Here is a 25,361-nt window from a genome sequence, read left to right on the forward strand (position 1 = left end):
TTCCATGGCGTGGGGACTCAGCGGGATGACCCAGGGTGCGCATGGTGACGATGCCGGGCAGCAGCGCGGCGAGCAGCAGCAGGCGGCGCCACGGGGCGGCTCGCCGGGCCCCGCGCTTCATGATCGGAACCCTACCCGGGGTGGGTATCCGGCCATAGGGCCGACCCCGCGTCTACCTAGGATGAGTCACACGATGTCCCCACACGGCCCCCCTCAGCGGACCGCCTGGCCGGTCGCGCTGCTCATCGGACTCGGCGCCGCCGCCTACACCGCGTGGGTCCTCGAAGTCGTCCTCTCCACGGGCCTCAACCCCGTCCAGACTTACGTCAGCGAGCTCGCCGCCCAGAACCAGCCCCTCGGCGGGCTCTTCCGGGCCACCGACTTCGTCGCCGGGCTGCTCGCGTTCGCCGGCGGGCTGCTCGCCCTGCTGCGGCTGGTGCGGTACGCGGAGTCCCGCCGCCCGTGGGCCGTCCTCGGCTGGGCCGGGATCGCCCTGTTCGGCGCGGCCACCGCCGCCGACGCGTGGCTGCCGCTGAGCTGCACGCCCACCGTCGACCCCGAGTGCGCCGCCCGCGAGACCGCCGGGCTGGTCCCCGCCACCCACCAGGCCCACGCCATCAGCAGCAGCCTCGCCATGTGCGGCGCCCTCGTCGGGATCGTCGCCCTCACCGTCGCCGCGCGCCGCTACGGCTGGTTCGCCCCGCTCGCCCGCTACGGGCCGGCGATCGTCGCCCTCGAACTGCTCGCCACGGCCTGGACCCTGACCTCCATCGCGATGTTCACCGCCGGGCACGGGAACTGGGCCCTCGGCGCCGGGCAGCGCCTCCAGGTGCTGCTGGTGGCCCTCTGGCTGGGGCTGCTCGCGTACTCCGTCCACCACGAGCACCGTACGTGACCGGCCCCGCACGGGGCGGCCGCTTCGTCCGGGTGGACGGGGTTCCGCTGCACGTGGTCGTCGAGGGCCGGGGGCCCGTCTGCGTGCTCAGCGCCGGACTCGCCATGGCCTGGTTCGACTGGGACCCGGTCGCCGCCCTGCTGGCCTCCGCCGGGCGCACCGTCGTCCGCTTCGACCGCCCCGGGCACGGCCTGAGCGGCCCGGCGCGCACCGCGCCGACCACCGCCGGGGAGGCGCACCGGATCGCCGCCCTGCTGAACGCGCTGGACCTGCCCGGCCCCGTCACCGTCGTCGGGCACTCCCTCGCCGGGTTCCACGCCGAGGCCTTCGCCCGCCTGTACCCCACCCGTACCGCCGCCCTGGTGTTGCTCGACTCCAGCGTCGAGGAGGACCCCCGTACGGTGCTCCCCGCCACCCTGCGCACCGCGGCCGCCCGCGCGCTCGGCCGGGCGGCGGCCGCGGCCGGGCTGCCGGCCGCCCTGGGGCCCGCCGCCCGGCGGGCCACCGTACGGCTCTCGCGGACCGGCGGCCGCGACCCGGCCGCACGGGACCTCGTACGCCGCTGCTACCGCACCGGCCGGGTCTGGCGCGGGGCCCTGCTGGAGAACTCCCGCTACCCGGACATGGCCGCCGAACTCCCGGCCCTGCGGGCCGCGCACCCGCTGACCGCGCCCGCCACCGTGCTCGCGGGCCACGACGGGTCCGCGGGCCGGAGCGGGCTCGGCTGGCTGTCCCGGCAGGCCGCGCTCGCCGACCGGATCGGCGCCCGCTTCGAGGTCGCCGATCCGTCTGGGCACCTGGTCATGCTGGACCGCCCGGACCAGGTGGCCCGGGCGGTCCGGTACGCCGCGGGTCAGCCGCGGGCGTAGACCTTCTCCGCCCAGCCCGCGATCTGCGCGTCGCTGAGGTGTTTGGCCAGATCGGCCTCGCTGATCATGCCGACGAGCTTCTTGTCCTCGATCACCGGAAGCCGCTTGATCTGGTGGCTCTGCATCTCCTCCAGCACCTCGGAGACGTCCGCGCCCGCGTCGATCCAGCGCGGGGTGCCCTTGGCCATGTCGCCCGCCGTCACCTTCGCGGGGTCGTGCCCCATGGCCACGCAGCCGACCACGATGTCCCGGTCGGTCAGGATGCCGCAGAGCCGTTGCCCGGTGTCGCTGATGGGCAACGCGCCCACGCCGAGCCGGCTCATCAGCTGAGCCGCCCGGTCCAGGGTCTCGGTGTCGGGGATCCACTGGGCCCCGGGGTGCATGATCTCTCCGGCGGTGGTCATCGCGTACCTCCTGAGTGCGCCGCTGGGCGCGCGCCGTGACCGGCCGGGCGCGGGCGCGCCCGGCCGGGCGCCCTCCCGGGGGCGGCGCGCTCCGTGCGCGCGTACGCCCGTACGGGGGAGAGGACGCCCTCCCCTCACCGTACGGGCGTGTCCCGTCACCCGCGCGGCGCGGCCCCGCGCTGCTTCAGCATGTCCGCCATCAGGGTGAGCTCGGACCGCTGCGCCTCGACCATGCCCCGGGCGAGGTCCCGCTCTGCCGGGGTCTCGCACTGCTCGGCGCAGCCCCGGGCCATCGCGACACCGCCCACGTGGTGGTCGGTCATCAGCTGGAGGTAGAGCACCTCGGCGTCCCGCCCCGAGGCTGCGCCCAGCTGCGCGATCTCCTCCTTGGTGGCCATGCCGGACATCAGGGCGCCGGGCCTGGCCGCCCCGTGCCCGCCGTGCCCGCCGCTGCCGCCCGCCGCGGCGGCGCCGGCGTCACCGCTGCCACTGCTGCCGCTGCCGCTGCTGCTGCCGCCGTGCTGGTCGTGCCCGCCGGAGCCCTCGGACGGGGCCATCCACGCCATGGGCGGCTCGCCCGCCACCACCTTCGGCAGCCCCCACAGGTCCAGCCAGCCGAGGAGCATGCCCCGCTGGTTGGCCTGCGTGTTGGCGATGTCGTAGGCGAGGCTGCGCACCGCCTCGTCCTGGGTGCGGTCGCGGACGACGAAGGACATCTCCACCGCCTGCTGGTGGTGCACCGCCATGTCCCGCGCGAAGCCGGCGTCGGCCGAGTGCAGCGCCGGGGTCCGGTCCGCCGGGTCCGGGTCACCGCTCGCGGCGGCCACGGTGGCGGCCGCCGCGAACAGCAGCGCGAGCAGGACGGCGGTGCCGGCCACCCAGTACGTACGGGGCGTACGGCTCACTTGTCCGCCAGTCCGCTCGTACAGGCGGCGCCCGGCTCGGGGGTCTGCGGGCCCTGCACGTACTTGGTGAAGAACTGCGCCACCCGGGGGTCGTCCGACGTCTCCACCGTGAGCTGCTTGCCCCATGCGCTGAGCATGATCGCGCCGGCCTGCTCCTTGACCGGGCTCATCAGCGTGTACGGGGTCTTGGCCACCGTCCCGGCGAGCTTGTCCACCTCGCCCTTGGCGGCCTTCTCGTTGTACGTCACCCACACCGCGCCGTGCTCCAGCGAGTGCACCGCGTTCACCTCGGGCACCGGGTTCTTGTAGACGTCGCCGTTGCAGTTCATCCAGCGGGGGTGGTGGTCCCCGCCGACCGGCGGGTTCATCTCGTACTTCACCGGGGTCTCGACGTGGTTGCGGCCCAGCTTCTTGGCCTCCCAGGTCTGCTCGCCGTCGACGGGGGCTTTGCGGGCGGCCGCGGCCTTTTCCTGCGCGCGCTCCTGGGCCTCCTGCCGGTCGATCAGCACCCACGCGCCGAAGCCGACGAGGCCGACGACGACGGCGGCGGAGGTGGTGATCGCGATGGCCTTGTTGCGGCGGTCGCGCGCTCGGTCGGCCCGGCGCATCCGGGCTATGCGCGCCTGGCGGGACTGGTCGTCTGAAGTCCGGTCGGACTTGTTGGGCTGGCTGGCCATGTGCCCTGGTTCCTTCTGCTGAGGGGGGTGGGTGGACGCGAAAGCCGGACCCGTCAGGTCCGCAGCACTTGGAGGGCATGCAGGTCGGGGGCGCGCGCCAGCGGCCGCGGCGGCCCGACGAGCCCCCGTGCGGACGCCGCGGGCGCCGCGGGGGGTCCGCCGCCCGCCAGGACCACGGCGGGCGGGGGCACGGGCAGCACGGCCGGGACCACGTGCGCGAGGGGCGAGCAGCCGGGCAGATCGTACGGGGACGTGCAGACGGCGTGCGTCCCGTGGTCCGGCGCCGCCGCGGGGGCGGACACCTCACCGGGCCGCGCGCACAGGAACAGCGCACCGACGAGCAGGCCCAGGGCCGCCAGGAGGAGGGCGCGCCGGGGCACGGGGCGTACGTGACGCCCTGCCCGCGTGTGCTCCCGGCCCCCCATGGGCGCAGATGGTAATGCTCATGTCGGGCCCACGGTCAGTGCGGGGGTGCCGCGGGCTTTGGCGGGTGCGTAATGTGGCGGAAACCACCGCTGGCGATACTGGGCCGGCCCCTCTGTGCCCCCGGCCCTCGGGGCGGTGGTGCACAGGCCGTCTGAACTGCGAGGATGAAGGCATGGACAAGCAGCAGGAATTCGTCCTCCGGACGCTCGAGGAGCGCGACATCCGCTTCGTGCGCCTGTGGTTCACCGATGTACTGGGCTTCCTGAAGTCCGTCGCGGTCGCCCCGGCCGAGCTGGAGCAGGCCTTCGACGAGGGCATCGGCTTCGACGGCTCCGCGATCGAGGGCTTCGCCCGGGTCTACGAGTCCGACATGATCGCCAAGCCGGACCCGAGCACGTTCCAGATACTGCCGTGGCGCGCGGAGGCCCCCGGGACCGCCCGGATGTTCTGCGACATCCTGATGCCGGACGGCTCGCCGTCCTTCGCGGACCCGCGCTACGTCCTCAAGCGCATCCTGGCCAAGACCTCCGACCTGGGCTTCACCTTCTACACCCACCCGGAGATCGAGTTCTTCCTGCTGAAGGACAAGCCGCTGGACGGGTCCCGCCCGGTCCCGGCGGACAACTCCGGCTACTTCGACCACACCCCGCAGAACGTGGGCATGGACTTCCGCCGTCAGGCGATCACGATGCTCGAATCGATGGGCATCTCGGTGGAGTTCAGCCACCACGAGGGCGCCCCGGGCCAGCAGGAGATCGACCTCCGCTACGCGGACGCCCTCTCGACGGCCGACAACATCATGACCTTCCGCCTGGTGATGAAGCAGGTCGCCCTGGAGCAGGGCGTACAGGCCACCTTCATGCCGAAGCCGTTCTCGGAGTACCCGGGCTCGGGCATGCACACCCACCTCTCCCTCTTCGAGGGCGACCGCAACGCGTTCTACGAGTCGGGCGCCGAGTACCAGCTCTCCAAGGTCGGCCGCTCCTTCATCGCGGGCCTGCTGCGGCACGCCGCCGAGACGGCCGCGGTGACCAACCAGTGGGTCAACTCCTACAAGCGCATTTGGGGCGGCTCCTCCCGCACCGCCGGCTCCGGCGGCGAGGCCCCCTCGTACATCTGCTGGGGCCACAACAACCGCTCGGCCCTCATCCGCGTCCCGATGTACAAGCCGGGCAAGACGGGCTCCTCCCGCGTGGAGGTCCGCTCGATCGACTCGGGCGCCAACCCGTACCTGACGTACGCGGTCCTCCTGGCGGCCGGCCTGAAGGGCATCGAGGAGGGCTACGAACTCCCGGCGGGCGCCGACGACGACGTCTGGGCCCTCTCGGACGCGGAACGCCGCGCGATGGGCATCGAACCCCTCCCGCAGAACCTCGGCGAGGCCATCTCCCTGATGGAGCGCAGCGAACTGGTGGCGGAGACCCTGGGCGAACACGTATTCGACTTCTTCCTGCGCAACAAGAAGCAGGAGTGGGAGGAGTACCGCAGCGAGGTCACGGCCTTCGAGCTCCGCAAGATGATGCCGGTGCTGTAACCGCAGGTCAGCAGCACTGTTGGGGCACGCGCGACACTCCGGGCCGGTGGTCACTGACTACCGGCCCGGAGCCGCTCACCGGCCCTGCCGTGGGCCGTCGGCCGGGATCCGGGGCCTGCGGCGTCGGGGGCGTGGCCGTGATCACTAACCGCCAACTCGGCGACTTCCACGGGCCGCTGTTCGCCCTCACGGAAGCCAACAGCCGGATCTTCGGTGCGTTCATGGAACGACGCCCGTCCCGACGGCAGGTCCCCCTTCGTGCACGAGTGGCGGCTGTGGGTCGGGACCGTGTTCCTCCCGAACAGCGGGGCGAGGCGTTCCATTCGTGCACCAGCAGGAGCAGCCAGGTGAGGCCATCAAAGCGGGGCCCCGCCGGGGAAGGCTTCGGCTCCGCCGCCAAGCCGACCGGACCCGCCACCGGCACGGGCCGGACCGCCTCAGCGCAGTGCAGGGTGCCAGGTGGGTGGGGGTGGTGGGGTGCGGCTCGGCGGGGTCGTCGTGACGTGGAGGCGGGCGTCCAGGCCCAGGACCGCCGTCGTGGTGGTGCCGGTGGGTTCCAGGACCGCCGCCGGGGCGCCCGCGTAGAGCAGCCGGGACTCCGCCCAGGCCGGCGGGCCGCCCAGGTCCGTGCCGCCGATCGTGCCCGTGCCGGCGCGGCCCGCCAGGTGGCGGCCCGCCACGCCCACCGCGCCGTACCCGGCCCGGCCGCCCGCCTCCGCGAGGCTGGAGACCCGCGGCGCCGCCGGGCCCGCCGTGACCAGGGCCGTACGGACGACCCCCGAGTCCGGGCGGCGGAAGACGAGCCGGACGCCCGCGCCGTCCGTCGCCGCCGACAGCGGGACCGTCGTCGCGGGCAGGCCCGTCGGGAACGGGCCGTACAGGGGGGAGTCCGGGGTGCGCTGCGTCCAGGCGGTGACCGACCGGGCGGTCGTGGCGTACACGTGGCGCCGCCCGGCGGAGTCGACCGCCGCCACCGGGTCGCCTTGGAGGTCGTGGCCGCCCAGGCGCTGCCACGGCGAGAAGTCGCCGTCCGGCTGCTGGACGGTGGCGCGCAGGGTGCGGCCCGCGTCGCGGAGGTAGACGGTGAGGCGGCCGTCGGCGTCCACGGCCGCCGCGGGCGCGCTGATCGCCGAGGTGCCGTCCTCGTCGGCCGTCTCGGGGGTGCCGAGCGAGCGCCACGGCCCGAACGGCCCGTCGGGCGCGGACTGGGCGGCGTACACGACCTCGCGCCGGTAGTCGCCCGGGCCCGCGCCCAGGTGCGTACGGGTGGCCAGGACCGCGATCCGGCCGCCGGGGAGCCGGACACCGGTGGCGCCGGGGTCGATGCCCGTGCCCGGGAGGAGGTCGGGCCCGGCCCACGCGCCGCCGGGGGACCGGGTCCAGTACGCGGTCCGGCCGTCCAGGGTGGCGAACGCCCAGAGGCGGCCCGGCGTGCCCTCCGTCAGCCAGGAGGAGTGGTCGGCGCGGGTGTAGCGCAGCGACTGGGCCCAGTTGCGGCCGGTGGGGTTGCCCGCGACCTTGCGGTCGCCGCACCCCGAGGGACTGCCGCAGTGGTTCTCGCGGTCCTGCCAGGCGTACGTCCTCAGGAAGCCCGTCTTCGTCGCCGCCGTCTGCGGGTCCAGCGCGTGCGGGAGGGCGCCGTTGTGGTAGCCGAGGTAGTTCTGGACCGTGAACCGCGGGCGGTCCCGCACCCGTTCCGCGTACGAGGCGGCCGCGGCCTGCGCGAAGCGCGCCCCGTACATGTGGTCCTGGTGGTCGGTGTAGCGGCCGGTCTCCGGGTACCGGCCCGGGGTCGGGTCCTGCATCCGTATCGTCGTCGGCCGGTACCGCTCCAGGACCCCGGCTATCGCCCGCACCGCCTGGTCCTTCGTGTACGCGGACGGCTCCCGGACGGGCGTGCCGGAGGCGAGCTGGGATCCCAGCGCCGGTATCCGGCCGTTCCACAGGCCGCGCAGGCTGTCGGGGTTGTCCCCGGTGGTGCTGCGGGCCTCGCGCAGCTGCAGCCACACCAGGTTCACCTGCGGCTTCGACAGGAGCACGTCGACCTCGGCCCGCCCGCCGCCGTCGGTGGGCACGACCGTACGGCGCCACGTGCTGGTGCGGTCGCCGGTGGCCATCTGGGCGTACGCGGCACGGATGCCGTTCTGCCGGGCCTCCGCGTAGTGGGCGCGGTCGGCGGGCTGTTCGGGGTCCTTGAGGTGCTTGCCGTTCGCCGCGTTGCGGCCGTCGGACTCGCCGGAGGTGAGGTACGCGGTGGTCACGCGGGTGCCGGACAGCAGGGAGCGGCTCAGGTCGGGGTTCATGAAGAACAGGTCGTCGTCGGGGTGGGCGACGATCTGGACGACCGAGCCGGCCGTGGTGCTGGCGGGGAGCGCGGCCGGGCCCTGCTCCTGGGCGGCCCCGGCCGGTGTCTGCCGGCCGGACGCCACGGAGAGGACTCCGGTGGCGCCGGCGGTGAGCGCGGCGAGCAGTACGCCGAGCCGGACGCGCCGGCTGACGGCGGCCCGGGGCCGGGTCCCGGCTGCCGGTGCCGGTGCCGGCCGGGGTACGGGCGCCGACCCTGCCGCGGGCGCGGGCTTCGGCCCGGGCACGGACACCGTCCCGGGCACGGACACCGCCCCGGGCGCGGGCGCGGGCACCGGCTTCAGCCCGGGCGCGGATGCCTGCCCCGGCGCGGGCACCGGTGCCGGCCTCGGCCCGGGTATCCGCCTGGGCTCGGGCATCTGCCGCAGCCCAGGTATGGGGCTCGCATTCGGGCTCGGGCTCGGCATCGGCATCGGTAACCGCCTCGGGATCGGCCTCGAATTCGGCATCGGTCACGCCTCGGGTTCGGTCCGGGCGGGGAAACCGCCGGCAGTCAGAGAGAGGCCGATATCGGGAACTTGGTTCTCCAGCAGCCCTGTTGGCTGTCGCTGTTCGAGAAACCCTGCGAGACGTCCGGCCGTCCGGGGTGCGCTTCCGGCAGCCGTCCGCGGAATTCTGGGACAACTCCCGGCGACGCCGCCCCACGGGCCGCGCCGGAGGTCCTCGACGGGCCGCGTCCGACGGTCCCCTCCCCACGGGCCGCCCCGGCGGTTCCGTGCTTCCCCGTCTCCGGCAGCCGGGCCCCGCCCGCCCTCGGGCGTCCCGCCCACCACTGGCGGTCTCGCCCCGGCCCCGGCCCCGTAGTTCCCGCGTCTCCAGGCGGTCCCGCCCGGGCCCCCGGCCGCAGCTCGCGCCCCGCAGTCCCCGTACGCCCCGCCCCCGGCAGCTCCGCCCCGCCTCCCCACGGCCCCCAGGGCCACCCCCGGCGGTCCCGCGTCCCGCCCCGGCGGTCCCGCCCGGCCTCCGGCCCCGCAGCTCCCGCACCCGCAGCTCCCGCCACCCGGCGTCCCGCGTCCCGGCCGTCCCCGGCCGCCCCCGCCCCCACGGGCCGCCCCGCCCCGCCCCCATGGGCCCCCGCCCCGCACCTCGCGGATGACCGGACGCCACCGACCGGCGCCCCGTGCGCGTCGGTGAGTCGAACGCCTGCTCCGGATAGGCTCCCCCCCAGGGCCGACAGGCACGACAGGTACGCCAGGGCAGTGGCGGCGACGACCGCGGGAGGCCACGGGGATGACAGTCCCGGGACGCAGGAGCAGCACCTTCATCCGGCTGCTGCGCAGCGGTTTCACCGACCCCTCCACCGCGGCCCGGCTCCTCGACGCCGACGCGCTGGCCTCCGTACGCACCGATCCGGTCCTCCTCGACGCCCTCGGCGCGACCGCCGACCCCGACCTCGCCCTCCTCGGGCTGGTCCGGCTCGCGGAGGCCCAGACCGAGGAGGACCGGCCCGTCCTCCTCGACACCCTCGTCAGCGCCAAGCCGCTCCGCGACCGCCTCCTCGGCGTGCTCGGCGCCTCCGAGGCGCTCGGCGACCACCTCGCCCGCCACCCCCGCGACTGGCGGTCCCTCGTCACGTACGAGGCCGCCGACCTGCACCCCGGGCTCCCCGAGTTCGAGCAGGGGCTGGCCGACGCCCACGACCCCGTCCAGCTGCGCGTCTCCTACCGCCGCTGCCTGCTGTCCATCGCCGCCCGCGACGTCTGTGGCACCACCGACGTCGCCCAGGCCGCCGCCGAGCTCGCCGACCTCGCCACCGCCACCCTCCGCGCGGCCCTGCGCATCGCCTCCGCGGCCGCCCCCGAGGACGCGGCCCGGTGCCGGCTCGCCGTCATCGCGATGGGCAAGTGCGGCGGCAACGAGCTCAACTACGTCTCCGACGTCGACGTGATCTTCGTCGGGGACAGCGCCGACGGCGACGACGAGGGCAAGGCCGTCCAGGCCGCCACCCGCCTCGCCTCCCACCTCATGCGGATCTGCTCCGAGACGACCGTCGAGGGCGCCATCTGGCCCGTCGACGCCAACCTCCGCCCCGAGGGCAGAAACGGTCCGCTCGTCCGGACGCTCGCCTCCCACCTCGCCTACTACCAGCGCTGGGCCAAGACCTGGGAGTTCCAGGCCCTCCTCAAGGCCCGTGCCGTCGCCGGCGACGAGGCGCTCGGCGCCGAGTACATCGAGGCCATAAGCCCCCTCGTCTGGCAGGCCGCCGAGCGCGAGAACTTCGTCCCCGACGTCCAGAAGATGCGCCGCCGCGTCGTCGACAACATCCCCGCCGCCCAGGTCGACCGCGAGATCAAGCTCGGCCCGGGAGGCCTGCGCGACGTCGAGTTCGCCGTCCAGCTGCTCCAGCTCGTGCACGGCCGCAGCGACGCCACCCTGCACTCCGGCTCCACCCTCGACGCCCTGCACGCCCTCGCCGCCGGCGGCTACGTCGGCCGCGCCGACGCCGCCCAGCTGAACGACGCGTACCGCTTCCTGCGCGCCATGGAGCACCGCATCCAGCTCTACCGGCTGCGCCGCACCCACCTCGTCCCCGAGGACGAGGCCGACCTGCGGCGCCTCGGCCGCTCCATGGGCCTGCGCACCGAACCCGTCGCCGAACTCAACAAGGCCTGGCGCCGGCACGCCTCCGTGGTGCGCCGCCTGCACGAGAAGCTGTTCTACCGGCCGCTCCTCGACGCCGTCGCCCAGCTCACCCCCGGCGAGACCCGGCTCTCCCCGCGCGCCGCCGGCCAGCGCCTCGAAGCACTCGGGTACGCCGACCCGGGCGCGGCCCTGCGCCACCTGGAGGCCCTCGCCTCCGGCGTCACCCGCAAGGCCGCCATCCAGCGCACCCTGCTGCCCGTCATGCTCGGCTGGTTCGCCGACTCCGCCGACCCGGACGCGGGCCTGCTGAACTTCCGCAAGGTCTCCGACGCCCTCGGCAAGACCCCGTGGTACCTGCGGCTGCTGCGCGACGAGGGCGCCGCCGCCGAGAACCTCGCCCGCGTCCTGTCCGCCGGCCGGCTCGCCCCCGACCTGCTGCTGCGCGCCCCCGAGGCCGTCGCGCTGCTCGGTGACCCCGAGGGCCTCCAGCCCCGTACGCACGAGGCCCTGGAGCAGGAGGTGCTCGCCGCCGTCGGCCGGGCCGCGACCCCCGAGGCCGGGGTGGCCGCCGCCCGCGGCGTCCGCCGCCGCGAGCTGTTCCGCACCACGGCCGGCGACATCATCGGCTCGTACGGTACGGAGGACAACCCGGCCGAGGAGGACCACGGAGCCCTCGTCGACCGGGTGGGCGGCGCCGTCTCCGACCTGACGGCCGCGACCATCGCGGGCGCCCTGCGCGCCGCCGTCCAGGACCACTGGGGCGACACCCTCCCCACCCGCTTCGCCGTGATCGGCGTCGGCCGCTTCGGCGGCCACGAGCTCGGCTACGGCTCCGACGCCGACGTCCTGTTCGTCCACGAGCCCCGCGTGGGCGTCGACGAGCAGGAGGCCGCGAAGGCCGCCCAGGCCGTCATCTCCGAGATGCGCAGGCTGCTCCAGCTGCCCACCGCCGACCCGCCGCTGCTGATCGACGCCGACCTGCGCCCCGAGGGCCGCTCCGGGCCGCTGGTCCGCACCATCGCCTCGTACGCCGCCTACTACCGCCGCTGGTCCCTGACCTGGGAGAGCCAGGCCCTGCTGCGCGCCCAGCCCGTCGCCGGCGACGAGGAGCTGGGCCGCCGCTTCATCGAGCTGATCGACCCGCTGCGCTACCCGGTGGAGGGCCTCGGGGAGGACGCCGTACGGGAGATCCGCCGGCTCAAGGCCCGCATGGAGTCGGAGCGCATGCCGCGCGGCGCCGACTCGACCCTGCACACCAAGCTCGGCCGCGGCGGCCTCAGCGACGTCGAGTGGACCGTCCAGCTGATCCAGATGCGGCACGCCTGGGCCGAGCCCGGCCTGCGCACCACCCGTACCCGGGACGCCCTGGCCGCCGCCCACGCGGCCGGGCTGATCCCCACCGAGGAGGCGCAGATCCTCGACGAGGCCTGGGTGCTGGCCACCCGCGTCCGCAACGCCGTGATGCTGGTGCGCGGACGCGCGGGGGACACCTTCCCCACCGAGCCCCGCGAACTGGGGGCGGTGGGCCGCTACCTGGGCTACGCCGAGGGCACGGCCGGCGAGATGCTGGACGACTACCGGCGCATCACCCGCCGCGCGCGGGCGGTCGTGGACGAGCTGTTCTACAGCGGCTGACGGGCGCCGCCGCACCCCCGCCGGGGTCGGTGGGGCGGCCGCAGCTCCGCGAGCCGGTGCGCCAGGAGGGCGGCGGGCGAACGGATCGGCTCCGCCGGGAGGCAGCCCGCCAGGGTGCCGCTGACGGCGGCGGGGGTCACGCCGCGCTCCAGCCAGACGGTCACGGCGGGCGCGAGCCGCGCCACGTCGCGCTCCGAGAGCAGCAGCCGGGGGTCGCGCAGCCGCAGCCGGGCGAGCAGCTCGGCGCCCTCCCGGTGCTCGGCGGGGACCGGCCCGAAAGGTGAGCAGGGCCCGCGCCAGGCCCGGGGGTACGCCGCCGCCGGTTCCGGTTCCGGTTCTGGTTCCGGTTCCGGTTCGGGCTCCGCCTCGGGTTCAGCGTCCGGGGCCGGGCCAGCGGCGGGCGGGGCCACGGCCACGGGCCCGGGAACGGGAACCAGCGCCGGTGGCGGCGGGGACGGGGGCGCGCTCGGCGCCGGCGCGCGGCCGGGACCCCGGCCGGCAGCGGCCTGCGACTCCCTCAGCCGCGTGGCGGGCGGGTTGTTGTACGACACCGTACGGGTGACGACCTGCCCGGACGGCAGCCGCTCCCGGGTGCGGGACAGGTAGCCGTGCGCCTCCAGTTCGCGCAGGGCGGCGGCGATACGGGTCTCGCCCTCCGAGAAGCGCTCCGACAGGGCCTTGATGGACACCTTGGCGCCGGTGGGCAGGGACTGGATGTGCGTGGACAGGCCGATCGCCGTCAGGCTCAACTCGCGGTGCTGGGCGAGATGGTTGCCGATCTTGACGTAGCGCTCGGGGTGGCGTTCGTTCTCGTGCATGACACCGGGCCTCGGAATGCCGTACGGAGCGCGCGGTGGCGCGCTAAGCTGCTGTTCAGCCACGGGAAGGTCTCTCTTCCTGAGCGGTGAGGCCCTCGGCGGGATTGCAGTCCCGTCCGGGGGCCGTTCGCATGTCTGGGGTTGTCGAGGCTGAGCCTGCACCCCGAATTGGCATATGCGCCAGCCAGGTTGGCTTCGTTCACCCGACCGAGTGAGCGGGGCGGGGTTTGGTTGGGAGAGGTCATTTCCCGAGGTTGTTGAAAGGGTTTGACGTCGTGCCCGACCGCCTCTCAGCCCACCGGAACGCGGAAAGCCAGACCCGGTGAACAAGGCCCTGGTGAGCGGGATTTCGGCCCGACCCGAGTTTCCGATTCGCCTGCCCCGGCGGCTTTGTGCGTGCGTAATCTGAACGGGAACGAGGCCGTCCCCGGAGGTGTGGAAGTGGACCGTGCAGGCGTTTCCGATGAGTCCGGTGACTCCGGTGACTCCGGTGACTCCGGTGAGTCGAGCGAGTCGAGTTGGGCACTCGACCCGGAGGACGAGGCAGGAGCGGTGGTCGCCACCGTCGGACGCCAGCTGAAAATGTGGCGGGAGGCCGCGGGGCTCGACCGCACGCAGTTCGGTACGCGCATGGGATACGGATCCGACCTGATCTACAAGATCGAACGCGGATCCCGCATCCCGCGCCCCGAGTTCCTGGACAAGGCGGACGACATCCTCGGAGCGGCCGGAAAGATCGCCGCCATGAAGGCCGACGTGGAAAGGGCCCGCTATCCAAGAAGGTCCGGGACCTGGCCAAGCTGGAGTCCGATGCGGTCGAGCTGGGTGCGTACGGGAACCACAACCTGCACGGCCTGCTCCAGACCGAGGAATACGCGCGGGCGCTGTACGAGATCCGGCGCCCGGCCTTCCCGCCGGACGTGGTGGAGCGGTACGTGGCCGCCCGCATGGCCCGCCAGGAGATGTTCCACCGGCAGCCGTCTCCGGCCCTGACGTTCGTGCTGGAGCAGGTGACGCTGGAGCGGCCGATCGGCGGCCGCGAGGTCCTGCGGCGCCGGGTGGAGCACCTGCTCCACCTGGGACGGCTGCGCAACGTCGAGATCCAGGTGATGCCGACGGACTGCGAGGACCACGCGGGCATGGGGGGCCACATCCAGGTCCTGAAGCTCAGGGACGGTTCGGCGGTCGGGTATGTCGAAGCGCAGCTGCCGACCCGTCTGATCACCGAGGTCAAGGACATCCAGCTCCTCGAACTCCGGTATGGGATCATCCGTTCACAGGCCCTCAGCCCACGGGAGTCGAGGGCCCTCATCGAGAAACTGCTGGGGGAGACATGAGCATCAAGCCCTCGAACGGCGGCCGTTCCGCCCCGACCTGGGTGAAGAGCAGTTACAGCGCGAGCGACAGCAACGAGTGCGTCGAGGTCGCCTGGGTGAAGAGCAGTTACAGCGCCAGCAGCAGCAACGACTGCGTCGAGATCGCGCTGCTGCCCGAGGCCGTCCTCGTACGGGACTCCAAGGACGTCGACGGCGCCCACCTGGCCGTGGCCCCCACCGCCTGGACCGGCTTCCTGGGGTACGCGGCCGGGCCGCGCGCGTAACCGGCAGCGGGAACGCCCCGCCGCCCGCTGCCCACCGGGTCAGATGCGGTGGACCGTGTGGAGCTTCTTCGCGTACGCGGTGTCCACGCCGAGGTAGATCCCCACGTGGTCGACGGTGACGGTTGCCGTGTCGTCGCCCGAGTCGGCGTTGAACAGGAGCAGGTCGGGGCTCGGGGAGCCGGCCCAGCCGCGGAGGGTCTGCTCCAGGGCCGGGGTCCAGGTCCCGTCGAAGGGGGCGGGCAGGACGCGCACCCAGGTGCTGTGGGTGACCGTCGGCGGCTGCTGCCAGGTCGCGGCGTCCACCTGGAGGCGGCTCACCACCAGCTTGACGGGCAGGTTCGTGCAGCCCTGGTTGGCCAGCGCCCGCAGGCCCACCCGGCCCTTGGTGAAGGTGCCGTCCGTGACGTCCACGGCCCAGCCCGCGGGCTCGGCGGTGTCCGTGCGCCAGGCCTTGACCTGGATGCGCGACCCCTCGCGGCGTACGCGGATCGTCCAGTTCGTGCCGGCCGGGACGCCGGTGGCGAGGGTGGTGGCCGACGTCAACTGGGTGACGGTGTCGGCGACTTCCTTCTCCACGCGCAGTTCGACCGCACCCGAGGTCAGGAAGGACAGCCGGGCCCGGTAGTTGTTGTGCGTGTCCTGGTAGCCGAAGGACAGGGCGTACGAACAGGCTTGTCCGGTGCGCCAGATCGGGGAGGGTGCGCTGGAAGTCGTCGACGAAGGACTGCTTGTTCTCGGTGAAGGTGCGCTGGGGGCCGGTGCGGACGACGGTGCGCGCGCCCTTGGTGAGGACGGCCACGCGCTGGGATCCCGCACGAAGGGCGTGCGGTGCGGGGCCTAGGCGACCGCCCCGCCCACCGTGCCCCGCCTCGTCGCCGAACGGCGGCCGCCCGCACGCCGCGTACGCGAGGACCGAACCCAGCGCGAACACGTCGGTGGCGCCGCTCAGCCGCCGCTTGCCCGAGGCCTGCTCCGGGGCCATGTACGCGGGGTGCCCACGACCATGCCGGTCCTGGTCAGCTGGCTCTGCTCGGCGACCCGGGCGACGCCGAAGTCGATCAGGGTGAGCCCGTCGAGGGTCAGCATGACGTTGGACGGCTTCAGGTCCCGGTGCACCATGTCCAGCGCGTGCACCGCCGCCAGGCTCGCCGCGGCCTCCCGCAGCAGCAGCCACAGCGGGTGGGCGGGCAGCGGGCCGCGGTGCAGCTCGACGGCCTCCTTCAGGGTGAGGCCGGGGACGTACGCGGTGGCGAACCACGGCGGCCGGGCCGTGCGGTCGCTGGCGAGCAACGGCGCCGTCGCCCCCTCGGGCAGGCGGGCCAGATTGTCCAGCTCGTGCCCGAAGCGGCGCACGAAGTCCTCGTCCTCGCCGACGACCGAGGCCAGCAGCTGCTTGACGGCGACGTACCGGCCGTCCTGGACGCCGAGGTACACCCGCCCGATACCGCCGGCCCCGAGCCGGCCCGCCAGCGGGATCGACCCGATCCGCCGGGGATCCCCCGCCTCCAGCGGCCCGGCCCCGCTCCCCGTCAGCTCCCACACGTCAGCCCCGTCAGAATGGGAAACAGTCTCTGGGAACCTACCCGATGGCCCCGGCGGCAAGGAGGCCTGCCCCCAGCGGACTTGACGCTCCGGGGCCAATGAATCCGCGTCGTCTTCCGCACGCCGCTCCCAGGGTCGGTGCACCGCTCCACCGGGGGGTGGTTAGGCTCCGGCCATGACTGCTCAGTGGTACGTCCTCATCGAGGAGGACACCCGTGTGACGCGAGCCGCCGACGGCGGCAAGCTGCAACTGCACCGCTGGGAGCTGGTGGCCAGGCACCCCGTCGGCGGTACGGAGGCGCAGGCCCTCGCCGTGGCCGAGGACGCCGCCCTGCACTACGTGCCGGCCCTCATCGCCCGCCACGCCCGCCCGGGCGACACCCCGGCGCGCAGCGCCTTCCTCACCTCCGACGGTGCCTGGCTGGTCTGGCTGCGGCAGCGCGACCGCGCGTGCCACGTCCGCGTGACCGCTGCCCGCCTCGTGCACGCGCAGGAGGAGACGCAGGCCCCGCCGAAGACCCTCAAGGAGAAGGTCCGCCAGGCCCTGGACGGCCCGGAGCCCTCAGAGCCCGCCTGGGCCCCCAGGAGCTAGCGGGTCCCTGCCGGGCCGGTGCCTGCCGGGCCCGGCCCCTTCCGGCCCGGCCCCGGCAGGGTCGGCTGCCGCATCGGCGTCGGCGTTGCCCAGAAGGGTGCGCGCGTACGTGAGGAAGCCGGTCAGGGCCAGGTCGAAGGCGGCGTCCGCGCGCCCGGGGCCGCCCGCGGCCAGCGCCCCGGCCAGCAGCGGGGTCCGGGCCGTCGGCTCCCACATGGCCTCCGGAGCGGCTAGGTCGAGCGCCGAGCCCAGGACCAGGTTCTCCAGGCCGGTGAGCAGCGGCATGACCCGTTCCACGGGGAATCCGGCGGCCAGCAGCAGTTCCACCGCCCGCTCGTAGTGCGCGAGGACCCGGGGGGCCCGTACGGGTGTGGTCATCAGCAGCGGGATCGCCCGGGGGTAGGCGGCGAACGCGGACCGGTAGGAGCGCGCCCACTCCTCCAGGGCGCGGTCCCAGGGGGCCTGGGCGAGGGCCTCGCCGGCGATCCCCTCGCTGACCAGCTCGCGCACCAGCTCCACGACGCCCGCCCGGCCGTCCACGTGGTGATACAGCGAGGCGGTCTGCACGCCGAGCGCCCGGGCGATCTGCGGGACGCTGAATTCCCCGTGTTCCGCGACCAGTTGCAGGGCGGTCGCGGCGATCCGCTCCCGGTCGAGGAGGGGGGTGCGCGGCCGTGCCATCGGTTTCTCCCACCGTCAGGTCTTCCCGTACGCCGAAACCGGAGGCTACATTGCCGCAAACCGAAAGCCTTTAGGTTTTCGCCCCCTGTCGCCTGCGTTCGCAGAAGGGTGCATTCCGCATGCCTGAAACGCCAGAGCCACCAGCAGCCGGGACCACCGGCGCCGGACCCGCGACCGGAGTCGGGACCGCCGCCGGAGCCGCCACCTCCACCGGGACCGCCACCGGAGCCGCCGCCGGGCCCGTTTCCGCCGCCCCGCCCGGGACCGGAGTCCTACGGAAAGGCGCCCTCGGGACCGCCGACATCTCCTTCTTCGTCGTCTCCGCCGCCGCCCCGCTCACCGTCATGGCCGGCGTCGCCCCCGTCGCGATCCTCCTCGGCGGCGTCGGCGCCCCCGCCGGCTACCTCCTCGCCGGCCTCACCCTCGCCGTCTTCGCCGTCGGCTTCACCACCATGAGCCGCCACGTCCGCAGCGGCGGCGCCTTCTACGCCTTCATCACCCGCGGCCTCGGCAAGCGCGTCGGCATCGGCGCCGCCCTGCTCGCCCTCATCGGCTACAACGGCATGGAGATCGGCGTCTACGGCCTCCTCGGCACCACCACCGCCGACACCGGCCACGCCCTGTGGGGCCTCGACGTCCCCTGGCTGCCGGTCTCCCTCGCGGGCCTCCTGCTCGTCTGGTACGGCGGCTACCGCTCCATCGACTTCGGCGCCAAGCTCCTCGGACTCCTGCTCGTCGCCGAGACCGGAATACTCGTCCTCCTCGCCGCCGGAGTGCTCGCCGAGGGCGGCGCCCACGGCCTCTCCGCCGGCTCCTTCGCCCCCGGCGCCGTCCTCGTGCCCGGCACCGCCGCCGTCCTGGCCTTCGCGTTCGCCGCCTTCACCGGCTTCGAGTCGACCGTCATCTACCGCCGCGAGGCCCGCGACCCCGACCGCACCGTCCCGCGCGCCACCTACATCGCCGTCGCCTTCCTCGGCCTCTTCTACGCCTTCATCGTCTGGACCGTCATCCAGGCCTTCGGCGCCGAGGAGGTGGTCGCCGCCGCCGCCGAAGACCCCGGCGGCCTGTTCTTCGCCGCCATCACCACCTACGTCGGCCCCTGGGCGGCGGACCTGATGCACATCTTCATCGTCACCAGCGTCATCGCCTCACTCCTCGCCTTCCACAACGCCATCAACCGCTACGCGCTCGCCCTCTCCGAGGAGGGCGTCCTGCCCGCCGCCCTCGGCCGCGTCCACCCCCGCCACGGCTCCCCGTACCTCGCGGGCCTCGTCCAGACCGTCATCGGCGCGGTCGTCGTCCTCGCCTTCGCCCTCGCCGGGGCCGACCCGTACCAGCAGCTGCTGCTCTGGGTGAACACCCCGGGCATGATCGCCCTCATGGCACTGATGCTGCTCGCCGCCATCGCCGTACCCGTCTACTTCCGGCGGTCCCCCCACGACGAGGGCCCCTGGAGGACGGTCGTCGCACCCGTCACGGCCGCCGTCCTGCTCGCCGTGGCGATCTTCCTCGTCGTCTCCAAGGTCGGCCTCTTCACCGCGGCCTCCACCACCGTCAACACCGTCCTCGTCACCCTGGTCCCGGCCGTCTTCCTCGCCGGCCTCGCCCTCGCCCAGTGGCTGGGGACCCGCCGCCCCGAGGTGTACGCCCGCTTCGCCGCGGAACCCGGCACCGAAGCCGCCGCCACCGAAAGCGCCGCCCCCACCGAAACCGCCGCCCCCGCCCAAGGAGAAGAAGCGCCGTGCCCGCTGCCGACACCGTCCTCACCGGAGCCCGCGTCCGCACCCTCGACCCCGAGCGCCCCGAAGCCCGCGCGGTAGCCGTCCGCGGCGGCGAGATCACGGCCGTCGGAGACGTAGCCGACGTACGCGACTGGCTCGGCCCCGGTACCGAGGTGCTCGACCTCCGCGGCGCCACCCTCACCCCCGGCCTCACCGACGCCCACAGCCACCCCGTCTGGGGCATCGAGATGGCAGGGGGCACCGACCTCTCCGCCGTCCGCGACCCCGACCAGCTGCGGGCCGCCCTGCGCACCGCCGACCGGGGCCCCGGCGGCTGGGTCACCGGCCACGGACTCGACCACAACGCCTTCGGCGGGCACCCCGTCGACCGGGCACTGATCGAGGAGGCGCTCGCCGGAGCCCCCGCCTTCCTGCGCCTCTACGACGGCCACTCCGCCCTCGTCTCCGGCGCCGCCCTGGCCGCCGCCGGGGTCACCGGCCCCCGCACCTTCGCCCAGCGCTCCGAGATCGTCTGCGACGGCGACGGCCGCCCCACCGGCCACCTCGTCGAGCACGCCGCGATGACCCTCGTCGGCAACCTCGTCCCCAAGCCCTCGTACACCGAGCGCCGGACCCGCCTCGTCGAGCTGCTCGGCGCCATGGCCGCCACCGGCCTCACCGGCGCGCACGTCATGGACCTCGGTGACGGCGACGTACCGGCCCTCCTCGCCACCGTCGAGTACGAGGGCGACCTGCCGCTGCGCCTCAACCTCGCCCCCTGGTGCATGCCCGGCGCGGACGAGGACGTGCTGGCGGAACTGATCGCCCTCCAGGGCACCGGCGGCCGCCACTGGCGGATCGGCGGCGTGAAGTTCTTCATGGACGGCACCGTCGAGGGCGGCACCGCCTGGCTGGAGCACGCGGACTGCCACGGCCAGGGCACCGACGCCTTCTGGCCCGACCCCGACGCTTACGCCCGCGCCGTACGGGTCCTGGACGCGGCCGGCGTCCGCACCGCGACCCACGCCATCGGCGACGCGGCCGTCCGGCACGTCCTGGACACCGTGGCAGCCCTGGGCGCACCGGCCCGGATGCGGCACCGGATCGAGCACATCGAGACGGTCCCCGACGACCAGCTGGCACGGTTCGCGGAGCTCGGCGTGATCGCCTCGATGCAGCCGCCGCACACCGCGTACACCCGGGCCGACCACACCGACGAGTGGTCGAAGCGGCTGGGGAGGGAACGGGCCTCGCACGCCTGGCGCTGCCGCGACCTGCGGGACGCCGGAGCGGTCCTCGCGCTCGGCTCGGACTGGCCCATCGCCCACTACGACGCCCGCCAGATCCTGACGACCGCCCGCAGCCCGCTCGGCGCGGCCGCCGCGGGCCCCGCCCTGACCGGGCTCATGGCGCTGGAGGGACTGACCTCGCACGCCGCGCTCGCGGCGGGGGAGCAGCAGGTGGCGGGCCGGATCGCGCCCGGCTACCGGGCCGACCTGACGGCCTTCGCCCTCGACCCGGTCACCGCCGGGGTGGACGACCTGGCCGAGGCCCCCGTACGCCTCACGATGTCGGGCGGCCGGATCACCCACCGCGACCAGGGGCCCTCCCCCTCGTGACCGGGGTGGATCGGCCTGGACGGGCATCCCGGCCGCGCCGGTGCGGGAGGCCGTCCGCCGCCTCGGGGATCGCGACGGGTGCGGCCGGCCGCCCCGCAGCGGCGCCGTCGAAGGAGCTCGTACCCGTCCCCGTACCCGTGCCCGCCGTTCGCCGGGGACGGCTGCGCGGACCGTCGTCGTCCTGACGGACGTCCGGCAGCGAACTCCACAGGAATCCGGCCGCCGTTCGCCTGGTGTACCCGCTGCCGTCACACCCGGCTCCCTCTCCGGTACTCCGGACCCGCTGTCCTTGGGGAAGGTCAAGCACCCTCGGACAAAGCAGAGGACCCTCTCGCCATGGCAGAACTCAACCGCCGCCGTTTTCTCCAGCTCACCGGCGGGGCCGCCGCCCTGAGCCTGCTCAACGAGAGCATCGCGCGCGCCGCCGCCATCCCCGCGCAGGGGACGACCGGAACCATCGCCGATGTCGAGCACATCGTGGTCCTGATGCAGGAGAATCGTTCCTTCGATCACTACTACGGTGCGCTGCGCGGCGTCCGCGGCTTCGGCGACCCGCGCCCCGTGACGCTGCCCAGCGGCAAGTCGGTCTGGCACCAGGCCGACAACGCGGGCAAGGAGACGCTGCCCTTCCGTCCGCCCTCCGACGACCTCGGCATGGAGTTCCTCCAGGGCCTCAACCACGACTGGGCCGGAGGCCAGAGCGCCTTCAACAAGGGCAAGTACAACAACTGGGTGCCCGCCAAGACGCCGGCCACCATGGCCCACCTGACGCGCGAGGACATCCCCTTCCACTACGCCCTCGCCGACGCGTTCACCCTCTGCGACGCCTACCACTGCTCGTTCATCGGCTCGACCGACCCCAACCGGTACTACCTCTGGTCGGGCCACACCGGCAACGACGGCAAGGGCGGCGGCCCGGTCCTCAACAACGCCGAGGCCGGTTACGGCTGGACCACCTACCCCGAGCGCCTGGAGGCGGCCGGGATCTCCTGGAAGGTCTACCAGGACATCGGCGACGGCCTGAACGCGGCTGGATCCTGGGGCTGGATCAACGACGCCTACCGCGGCAACTACGGAGACAACTCGCTCCTCTACTTCAACAACTACCGGAGTGCCCAGCCCGGCGACCCGCTCCACGACAAGGCCCGCACCGGAACCGACGCCAAGGCCGGCGAGGGCTACTTCGACCGGCTGCGCGCGGACGTCGCCGCCGGCACCCTGCCCCAGGTCTCCTGGATCGCCGCCCCCGAGGCCTTCAGCGAGCACTCGAACTGGCCCTCCAACTACGGCGCGTGGTACATCGCGCAGGTGCTGGACGCGCTGACCTCCAACCCGGACGTCTGGGCCCGCACCGCGCTGTTCATCACCTACGACGAGAACGACGGCTTCTTCGACCACGTCGTCCCGCCGTACGCCCCGGCCGACGCCGGCCAGGGCCTGTCGACCGTGCCGAGCGCGCTCGACGTCTTCCCCGGCAAGGCCGGCTACGTCGCCGGACCGTACGGGCTGGGCCCGCGCGTTCCCATGCTCGTCGTCTCGCCGTGGAGCACCGGCGGCTACTCCTGCTCCGAGACCTTCGACCACACCTCCGTCATCCGCTTCATGGAACAGCGCTTCGGTGTGCACGAGCCCAACATCTCGCCCTGGCGCCGCACCGTCTGCGGTGACCTGACCTCGGCCTTCGACTTCGCGCGCAAGGACACCGCCACCGTGTCGCTGCCCGACACCGGCGCCTGGCAGCCGCAGGACCGGGAGCGCCACCCCGACTTCCGGGCCACCCCGCCGGCCGTGGCGAGCATGCCGCGCCAGGAGAAGGGCCTGTGCCGTACCCGCCCGCTGGGGTACGCCCCGTACGTGGACGGCGCGGCGCTCACCGCCGCGGGCACGTTCCGGCTGACCTTCAGCGGCGGACCGGACCTGGGCGCGCAGTTCTACGTCACCGCGGGCAACCGGACCGATGCCCCCTGGACGTACACCACCGAGGCCGGCAAGTCGATCTCGGACACCTGGAACACGCGCTACTCGGCCGGCGTCACCGATCTGACCGTCCACGGCCCCAACGGCTTCCTGCGCGGATTCCGCAACCCCGGCACCACCCCCGGCCCCGAGGTCACCGCACGCCACAACGCCACGACCGGCAACCTCGACCTCACCCTCGGTAACGCCGGGACGTCCGCGGTGACGCTCACGGTCACCAACGCCTACGGCGGCGGGCCCAAGCGCCTCACCGTCGCCAAGGGCGCCACCGTCACGCACAGCGTCTCCCTGAGGAACACGAAGCGCTGGTACGACGTGACGGTCACCGCGTCCGAGGTCGCGGACTTCGGCCGCCGCTTCGCCGGCAAGGTCGAAACCGGCGCCGCCGGCCAGTCCGACCCGGCGATCCTGACCGAGCAGTCTTCCTGACACGCGCGCCCGCTCCCGGACTCCCCCGGGGGCGGGCGCGTGCGTGGTCCGGCGGGCTGGGCTCAGGCGCGGGCGCGGGCGCGGAAGCGGTTCAGCAGCGCCGCCGCCGCCGGGTGCCGGTCGGTGTGCTCGGGGTGGCGGGGCAGCCGGTGCGGCAGTGCGCCGTACCAGGACCGCGAGACGGCGTAGCCGAAGGCGAGGCACATCATGCCGCCCACGGCGTCGAGCCAGAAGTGGTTGGCGGTGGCCACGATCACCACGAGCGTCGCCGTCGGGTAGAGCAGGCCCAGGATCCGGGCCCAGGGGGCGGAGGCGACCGCGAAGATCGTCAGCCCGCACCAGAGCGACCACCCTATGTGCATGGACGGCATCGCCGCGTACTGGTTCGACATGTGCTTGAGGTTCCCCGAGGCCATCGAGCCCCAGGTGTGGTGGACCAGCACGGTGTCGATGAAGTCCTGCCCGTTCATCAGGCGGGGCGGCGCGAGCGGGTAGAAGAAGTAGCCGACCAGGGCCACGCCCGTGGTGGCGAAGAGGACCAGGCGGGTGGCCGCGTACCGCCCGGGGTGGAAGCGGTAGATCCACACCAGCACGCCGATGGTCACCACGAAGTGCAGCGTCGCGTAGTAGTAGTTCATGCCCACGATCAGCCACGTCACCGAGTTCACGGCGTGGTTGACGGTCTGCTCCACGGCGATGCCGAGGTCCCGCTCGACGTTCCAGATCCAGTCGGCGTTGGCCAGGGCCGCGGCCTTCTGCTCGGGCACCGCGTTGCGGATCAGCGAGTACGTCCAGTAGCTGATCGCGATGAGCAGGATCTCGAACCAGATCCTGGGGCGGCGCGGGCTCCGCAGCCGCTCCAGCAGGGTGCGCTCGGGGACCGGACGGGCCTCGCTCCCGGCAGCGCTGGGCGCCGGGACATCCGTCCGGGTGTCCAGTGTCGTCACGCTCGCTTCACCCATGGGCCAAGAGTCTGCCAGATGCGATCTCGCCTCCGATCATCCCTCGGGACGGTCTTCGGCGCAGCCGGTCCGCCCTGGGGACTACGACGCCCCTACGGCCTGCGGTGCTGCCCCGGACCGGAGGCCGTGGAACCGCGCACCACCAGTTCCGGGAGGAAGACGAATTCGCTGTGCGGGGCCGGTGTACCGCCGATCTCCTCCAGCAGCGTCCGCACCGCCGCCTGCCCCATCGCCAGCACGGGCTGCCGGATCGTGGTCAGCGGCGGATCGGTGAACGCTATGAGGGGGGAGTCGTCGAAACCGACCACCGAGACGTCCTGCGGCACCCGCAGCCCCTGCTGCCGGGCCGCCCGGATCGCGCCGAGCGCCATCATGTCGCTCGCGCACACCACCGCCGTGCAGCCGCGGGAGATCAGCGCGGTCGCGGCGGCCTGGCCGCCCTCCAGCGAGTAGAGGGAGTGCTGGACCAGCTCCTCGACCTCCGCCCCGTCGAGACCGAGGCGCTCCTTCATCCCCAGCCGGAAGCCCTCGATCTTGCGGAGCACCGGCACGAACCGCTTCGGCCCCACCGCCAGCCCGATCCGGGTGTGCCCGAGCGCGGCCAGGTGCGTCACCGCCAGCTGCATCGCGGCCCGGTCGTCGGGCGACACGAAGGGGGCCCGCACCTTGTCGGAGAACCCGTTGATGAGGACGTACGGGACGCCCTGCCCGCGGAGTTGGTCGTAGCGGCCCATGTCGGCCGTGGTGTCGGCGTGCAGCCCCGAGACGAAGATGATCCCGGAGACCCCCCGGTCGACCAGCATCTCGGTCAGCTCGTCCTCGGTGGACCCGCCGGGCGTCTGCGTGGCCAGCACCGGCGTGTACCCCTGCCGCGTCAGCGCCTGCCCGATGACCTGGGCGAGCGCCGGAAAGATGGGGTTGTCCAGCTCCGGAGTTATCAGGCCGACGAGCCCCGCGCTGCGCTGGCGCAGACGTACGGGCCGTTCGTAGCCGAGGACGTCGAGCGCGGCCAGCACGGACTCGCGGGTGCCTGCGGCCACACCGGGCTTGCCGTTGAGCACGCGGCTGACTGTGGCTTCGCTGACCCCCGCCTGGGCTGCGATGTCGGCTAGCCGTGCGGTCACGGGA

At 73.8% G+C, this 25,361-nt stretch carries 19 protein-coding genes and 2 pseudogenes; 10 read left to right on the plus strand and 11 right to left on the minus strand.

Features of this window, described 5'->3' with window-relative positions; genetic code table 11:
• Positions 1-193: 193 nt before the first annotated feature.
• On the plus strand, positions 194-895 hold the full coding sequence (locus tag ACFWTC_RS13845; RefSeq protein ID WP_383933480.1) for a DUF998 domain-containing protein: 702 nt from the start codon (positions 194-196) through the stop codon (positions 893-895).
• Positions 892-1,764 (plus strand): alpha/beta fold hydrolase, encoded by an 873-nt coding sequence (locus ACFWTC_RS13850; protein ID WP_384027860.1) that lies wholly within the window; start codon positions 892-894, stop codon positions 1,762-1,764. The genes ACFWTC_RS13845 and ACFWTC_RS13850 overlap by 4 nt, the downstream gene beginning before the upstream one ends.
• Here ACFWTC_RS13850 and ACFWTC_RS13855 read toward each other — a convergent pair.
• The 4 genes from ACFWTC_RS13855 to ACFWTC_RS13870 form a co-directional block, all read right to left on the minus strand.
• On the minus strand, positions 1,749-2,168 hold the full coding sequence (locus ACFWTC_RS13855; protein WP_383922513.1) for a CBS domain-containing protein: 420 nt from the start codon (positions 2,166-2,168) through the stop codon (positions 1,749-1,751). The two genes, ACFWTC_RS13850 and ACFWTC_RS13855, sit on opposite strands and share 16 nt — an antisense overlap.
• Before the next feature lie 155 nt (positions 2,169-2,323).
• A complete protein-coding gene (locus tag ACFWTC_RS13860) occupies positions 2,324-3,073 on the minus strand; it encodes a DUF305 domain-containing protein (protein ID WP_384027859.1) in 750 nt (249 codons plus the stop codon).
• Positions 3,070-3,750 (minus strand): DUF3105 domain-containing protein, encoded by a 681-nt coding sequence (locus ACFWTC_RS13865; RefSeq protein WP_383922508.1) that lies wholly within the window; start codon positions 3,748-3,750, stop codon positions 3,070-3,072. The genes ACFWTC_RS13860 and ACFWTC_RS13865 overlap by 4 nt, the downstream gene beginning before the upstream one ends.
• Positions 3,751-3,803: 53 nt before the next feature.
• Positions 3,804-4,130: a hypothetical protein gene (locus ACFWTC_RS13870; RefSeq protein ID WP_383922505.1), complete on the minus strand. Its 327-nt coding sequence runs from the start codon at positions 4,128-4,130 to the stop codon at positions 3,804-3,806.
• A 218-nt stretch (positions 4,131-4,348) separates the two neighbouring features.
• On the opposite strand from ACFWTC_RS13870, the gene glnA reads away from it, so the two are divergent.
• Positions 4,349-5,710 carry a type I glutamate--ammonia ligase gene (glnA, locus tag ACFWTC_RS13875; protein WP_073914665.1) on the plus strand — a complete coding sequence of 454 codons (1,362 nt, stop codon included), beginning with the start codon at positions 4,349-4,351 and terminating at the stop codon, positions 5,708-5,710.
• Positions 5,711-6,147: 437 nt separating this feature from the next.
• Here glnA and ACFWTC_RS13880 read toward each other — a convergent pair whose 3' ends face one another.
• On the minus strand, positions 6,148-8,301 hold the full coding sequence (locus tag ACFWTC_RS13880) for a PIG-L family deacetylase (RefSeq protein WP_383922502.1): 2,154 nt from the start codon (positions 8,299-8,301) through the stop codon (positions 6,148-6,150).
• A 1,003-nt stretch (positions 8,302-9,304) separates the two neighbouring features.
• Here ACFWTC_RS13880 and ACFWTC_RS13885 point away from each other — a divergent pair.
• Positions 9,305-12,292 (plus strand): bifunctional [glutamine synthetase] adenylyltransferase/[glutamine synthetase]-adenylyl-L-tyrosine phosphorylase, encoded by a 2,988-nt coding sequence (locus tag ACFWTC_RS13885; protein WP_383922499.1) that lies wholly within the window; start codon positions 9,305-9,307, stop codon positions 12,290-12,292.
• On the opposite strand, the gene ACFWTC_RS13890 is transcribed toward ACFWTC_RS13885, so the two are convergent.
• The gene (locus ACFWTC_RS13890; RefSeq protein ID WP_384027858.1) at positions 12,280-13,110 is read right to left on the minus strand and encodes a helix-turn-helix domain-containing protein; all 831 of its coding nucleotides are present in this window, start codon (positions 13,108-13,110) and stop codon (positions 12,280-12,282) included. The genes ACFWTC_RS13885 and ACFWTC_RS13890 overlap by 13 nt on opposite strands.
• 582 nt (positions 13,111-13,692) lie before the next feature.
• Between ACFWTC_RS13890 and ACFWTC_RS13895 the strand changes: the two are divergent.
• Both ACFWTC_RS13895 and ACFWTC_RS13900 read left to right on the plus strand, forming a co-directional pair.
• Positions 13,693-14,447 (plus strand): annotated as a pseudogene (locus ACFWTC_RS13895) (helix-turn-helix transcriptional regulator).
• On the plus strand, positions 14,444-14,710 hold the full coding sequence (locus ACFWTC_RS13900; RefSeq protein ID WP_383922493.1) for a DUF397 domain-containing protein: 267 nt from the start codon (positions 14,444-14,446) through the stop codon (positions 14,708-14,710). Before ACFWTC_RS13895 ends, ACFWTC_RS13900 begins: the two are co-directional and overlap by 4 nt.
• 39 nt (positions 14,711-14,749) lie before the next feature.
• On the opposite strand, the gene ACFWTC_RS13905 is transcribed toward ACFWTC_RS13900, so the two are convergent.
• Together ACFWTC_RS13905 and ACFWTC_RS13910 are read right to left on the minus strand one after the other, a co-directional pair.
• Complete coding sequence (locus tag ACFWTC_RS13905) at positions 14,750-15,526, minus strand: hypothetical protein (protein ID WP_383922490.1); 777 nt, start codon at positions 15,524-15,526, stop codon at positions 14,750-14,752.
• A gap of 43 nt (positions 15,527-15,569) precedes the next feature.
• A pseudogene (locus ACFWTC_RS13910) lies at positions 15,570-16,252 on the minus strand (serine/threonine-protein kinase); the annotation flags it as partial.
• A 175-nt stretch (positions 16,253-16,427) separates the two neighbouring features.
• On the opposite strand from ACFWTC_RS13910, the gene ACFWTC_RS13915 reads away from it, so the two are divergent.
• Entirely contained in the window at positions 16,428-16,844 is a 417-nt protein-coding gene (locus tag ACFWTC_RS13915; RefSeq protein WP_383922488.1) for a hypothetical protein, read from the plus strand.
• Here the strand turns inward: ACFWTC_RS13915 and ACFWTC_RS13920 are convergent.
• Entirely contained in the window at positions 16,815-17,525 is a 711-nt protein-coding gene (locus ACFWTC_RS13920; protein ID WP_383922485.1) for a TetR/AcrR family transcriptional regulator, read from the minus strand. The two genes, ACFWTC_RS13915 and ACFWTC_RS13920, sit on opposite strands and share 30 nt — an antisense overlap.
• Positions 17,526-17,644: 119 nt before the next feature.
• On the opposite strand from ACFWTC_RS13920, the gene ACFWTC_RS13925 reads away from it, so the two are divergent.
• The 3 genes from ACFWTC_RS13925 (at position 17,645) to ACFWTC_RS13935 (ending at position 23,271) form a co-directional block, all read left to right on the plus strand.
• Positions 17,645-19,345, plus strand: coding sequence for an APC family permease (locus tag ACFWTC_RS13925; protein WP_384027857.1), 1,701 nt, complete (start codon positions 17,645-17,647; stop codon positions 19,343-19,345).
• Complete coding sequence (locus ACFWTC_RS13930) at positions 19,267-20,865, plus strand: amidohydrolase (protein ID WP_384027856.1); 1,599 nt, start codon at positions 19,267-19,269, stop codon at positions 20,863-20,865. The genes ACFWTC_RS13925 and ACFWTC_RS13930 overlap by 79 nt, the downstream gene beginning before the upstream one ends.
• Positions 20,866-21,201: 336 nt before the next feature.
• On the plus strand, positions 21,202-23,271 hold the full coding sequence (locus ACFWTC_RS13935) for a phosphocholine-specific phospholipase C (RefSeq protein WP_384027855.1): 2,070 nt from the start codon (positions 21,202-21,204) through the stop codon (positions 23,269-23,271).
• Between the two features lie 62 nt (positions 23,272-23,333).
• Here ACFWTC_RS13935 and ACFWTC_RS13940 read toward each other — a convergent pair whose 3' ends face one another.
• Positions 23,334-24,233: a phosphatase PAP2 family protein gene (locus tag ACFWTC_RS13940; RefSeq protein ID WP_384027854.1), complete on the minus strand. Its 900-nt coding sequence runs from the start codon at positions 24,231-24,233 to the stop codon at positions 23,334-23,336.
• Positions 24,234-24,325: 92 nt separating this feature from the next.
• A complete protein-coding gene (locus tag ACFWTC_RS13945) occupies positions 24,326-25,357 on the minus strand; it encodes a LacI family DNA-binding transcriptional regulator (RefSeq protein WP_383922470.1) in 1,032 nt (343 codons plus the stop codon).
• Positions 25,358-25,361 lie beyond the last annotated feature (4 nt).

The sequence above is a fragment of the Streptomyces sp. NPDC058619 genome (assembly GCF_042717785.1).
Classification (GTDB): domain Bacteria; phylum Actinomycetota; class Actinomycetes; order Streptomycetales; family Streptomycetaceae; genus Streptomyces.

What these genes read in the sequence shown, in the direction of transcription:
- glnA (WP_073914665.1), top strand. Translation starts at nt 4,349, where the DNA reads ATGGACAAGCAGCAGGAATTCGTCCTCCGGACGCTCGAGGAGCGCGAC.
- ACFWTC_RS13900 (WP_383922493.1), top strand. Translation starts at nt 14,444, where the DNA reads ATGAGCATCAAGCCCTCGAACGGCGGCCGTTCCGCCCCGACCTGGGTG.
- ACFWTC_RS13890 (WP_384027858.1), bottom strand. Translation starts at nt 13,110, where the DNA reads ATGCACGAGAACGAACGCCACCCCGAGCGCTACGTCAAGATCGGCAAC.
- ACFWTC_RS13865 (WP_383922508.1), bottom strand. Translation starts at nt 3,750, where the DNA reads ATGGCCAGCCAGCCCAACAAGTCCGACCGGACTTCAGACGACCAGTCC.
- ACFWTC_RS13935 (WP_384027855.1), top strand. Translation starts at nt 21,202, where the DNA reads ATGGCAGAACTCAACCGCCGCCGTTTTCTCCAGCTCACCGGCGGGGCC.
- ACFWTC_RS13855 (WP_383922513.1), bottom strand. Translation starts at nt 2,168, where the DNA reads ATGACCACCGCCGGAGAGATCATGCACCCCGGGGCCCAGTGGATCCCC.
- ACFWTC_RS13885 (WP_383922499.1), top strand. Translation starts at nt 9,305, where the DNA reads ATGACAGTCCCGGGACGCAGGAGCAGCACCTTCATCCGGCTGCTGCGC.
- ACFWTC_RS13925 (WP_384027857.1), top strand. Translation starts at nt 17,645, where the DNA reads ATGCCTGAAACGCCAGAGCCACCAGCAGCCGGGACCACCGGCGCCGGA.
- ACFWTC_RS13940 (WP_384027854.1), bottom strand. Translation starts at nt 24,233, where the DNA reads ATGGGTGAAGCGAGCGTGACGACACTGGACACCCGGACGGATGTCCCG.
- ACFWTC_RS13920 (WP_383922485.1), bottom strand. Translation starts at nt 17,525, where the DNA reads ATGGCACGGCCGCGCACCCCCCTCCTCGACCGGGAGCGGATCGCCGCG.
- ACFWTC_RS13915 (WP_383922488.1), top strand. Translation starts at nt 16,428, where the DNA reads ATGACTGCTCAGTGGTACGTCCTCATCGAGGAGGACACCCGTGTGACG.
- ACFWTC_RS13845 (WP_383933480.1), top strand. Translation starts at nt 194, where the DNA reads ATGTCCCCACACGGCCCCCCTCAGCGGACCGCCTGGCCGGTCGCGCTG.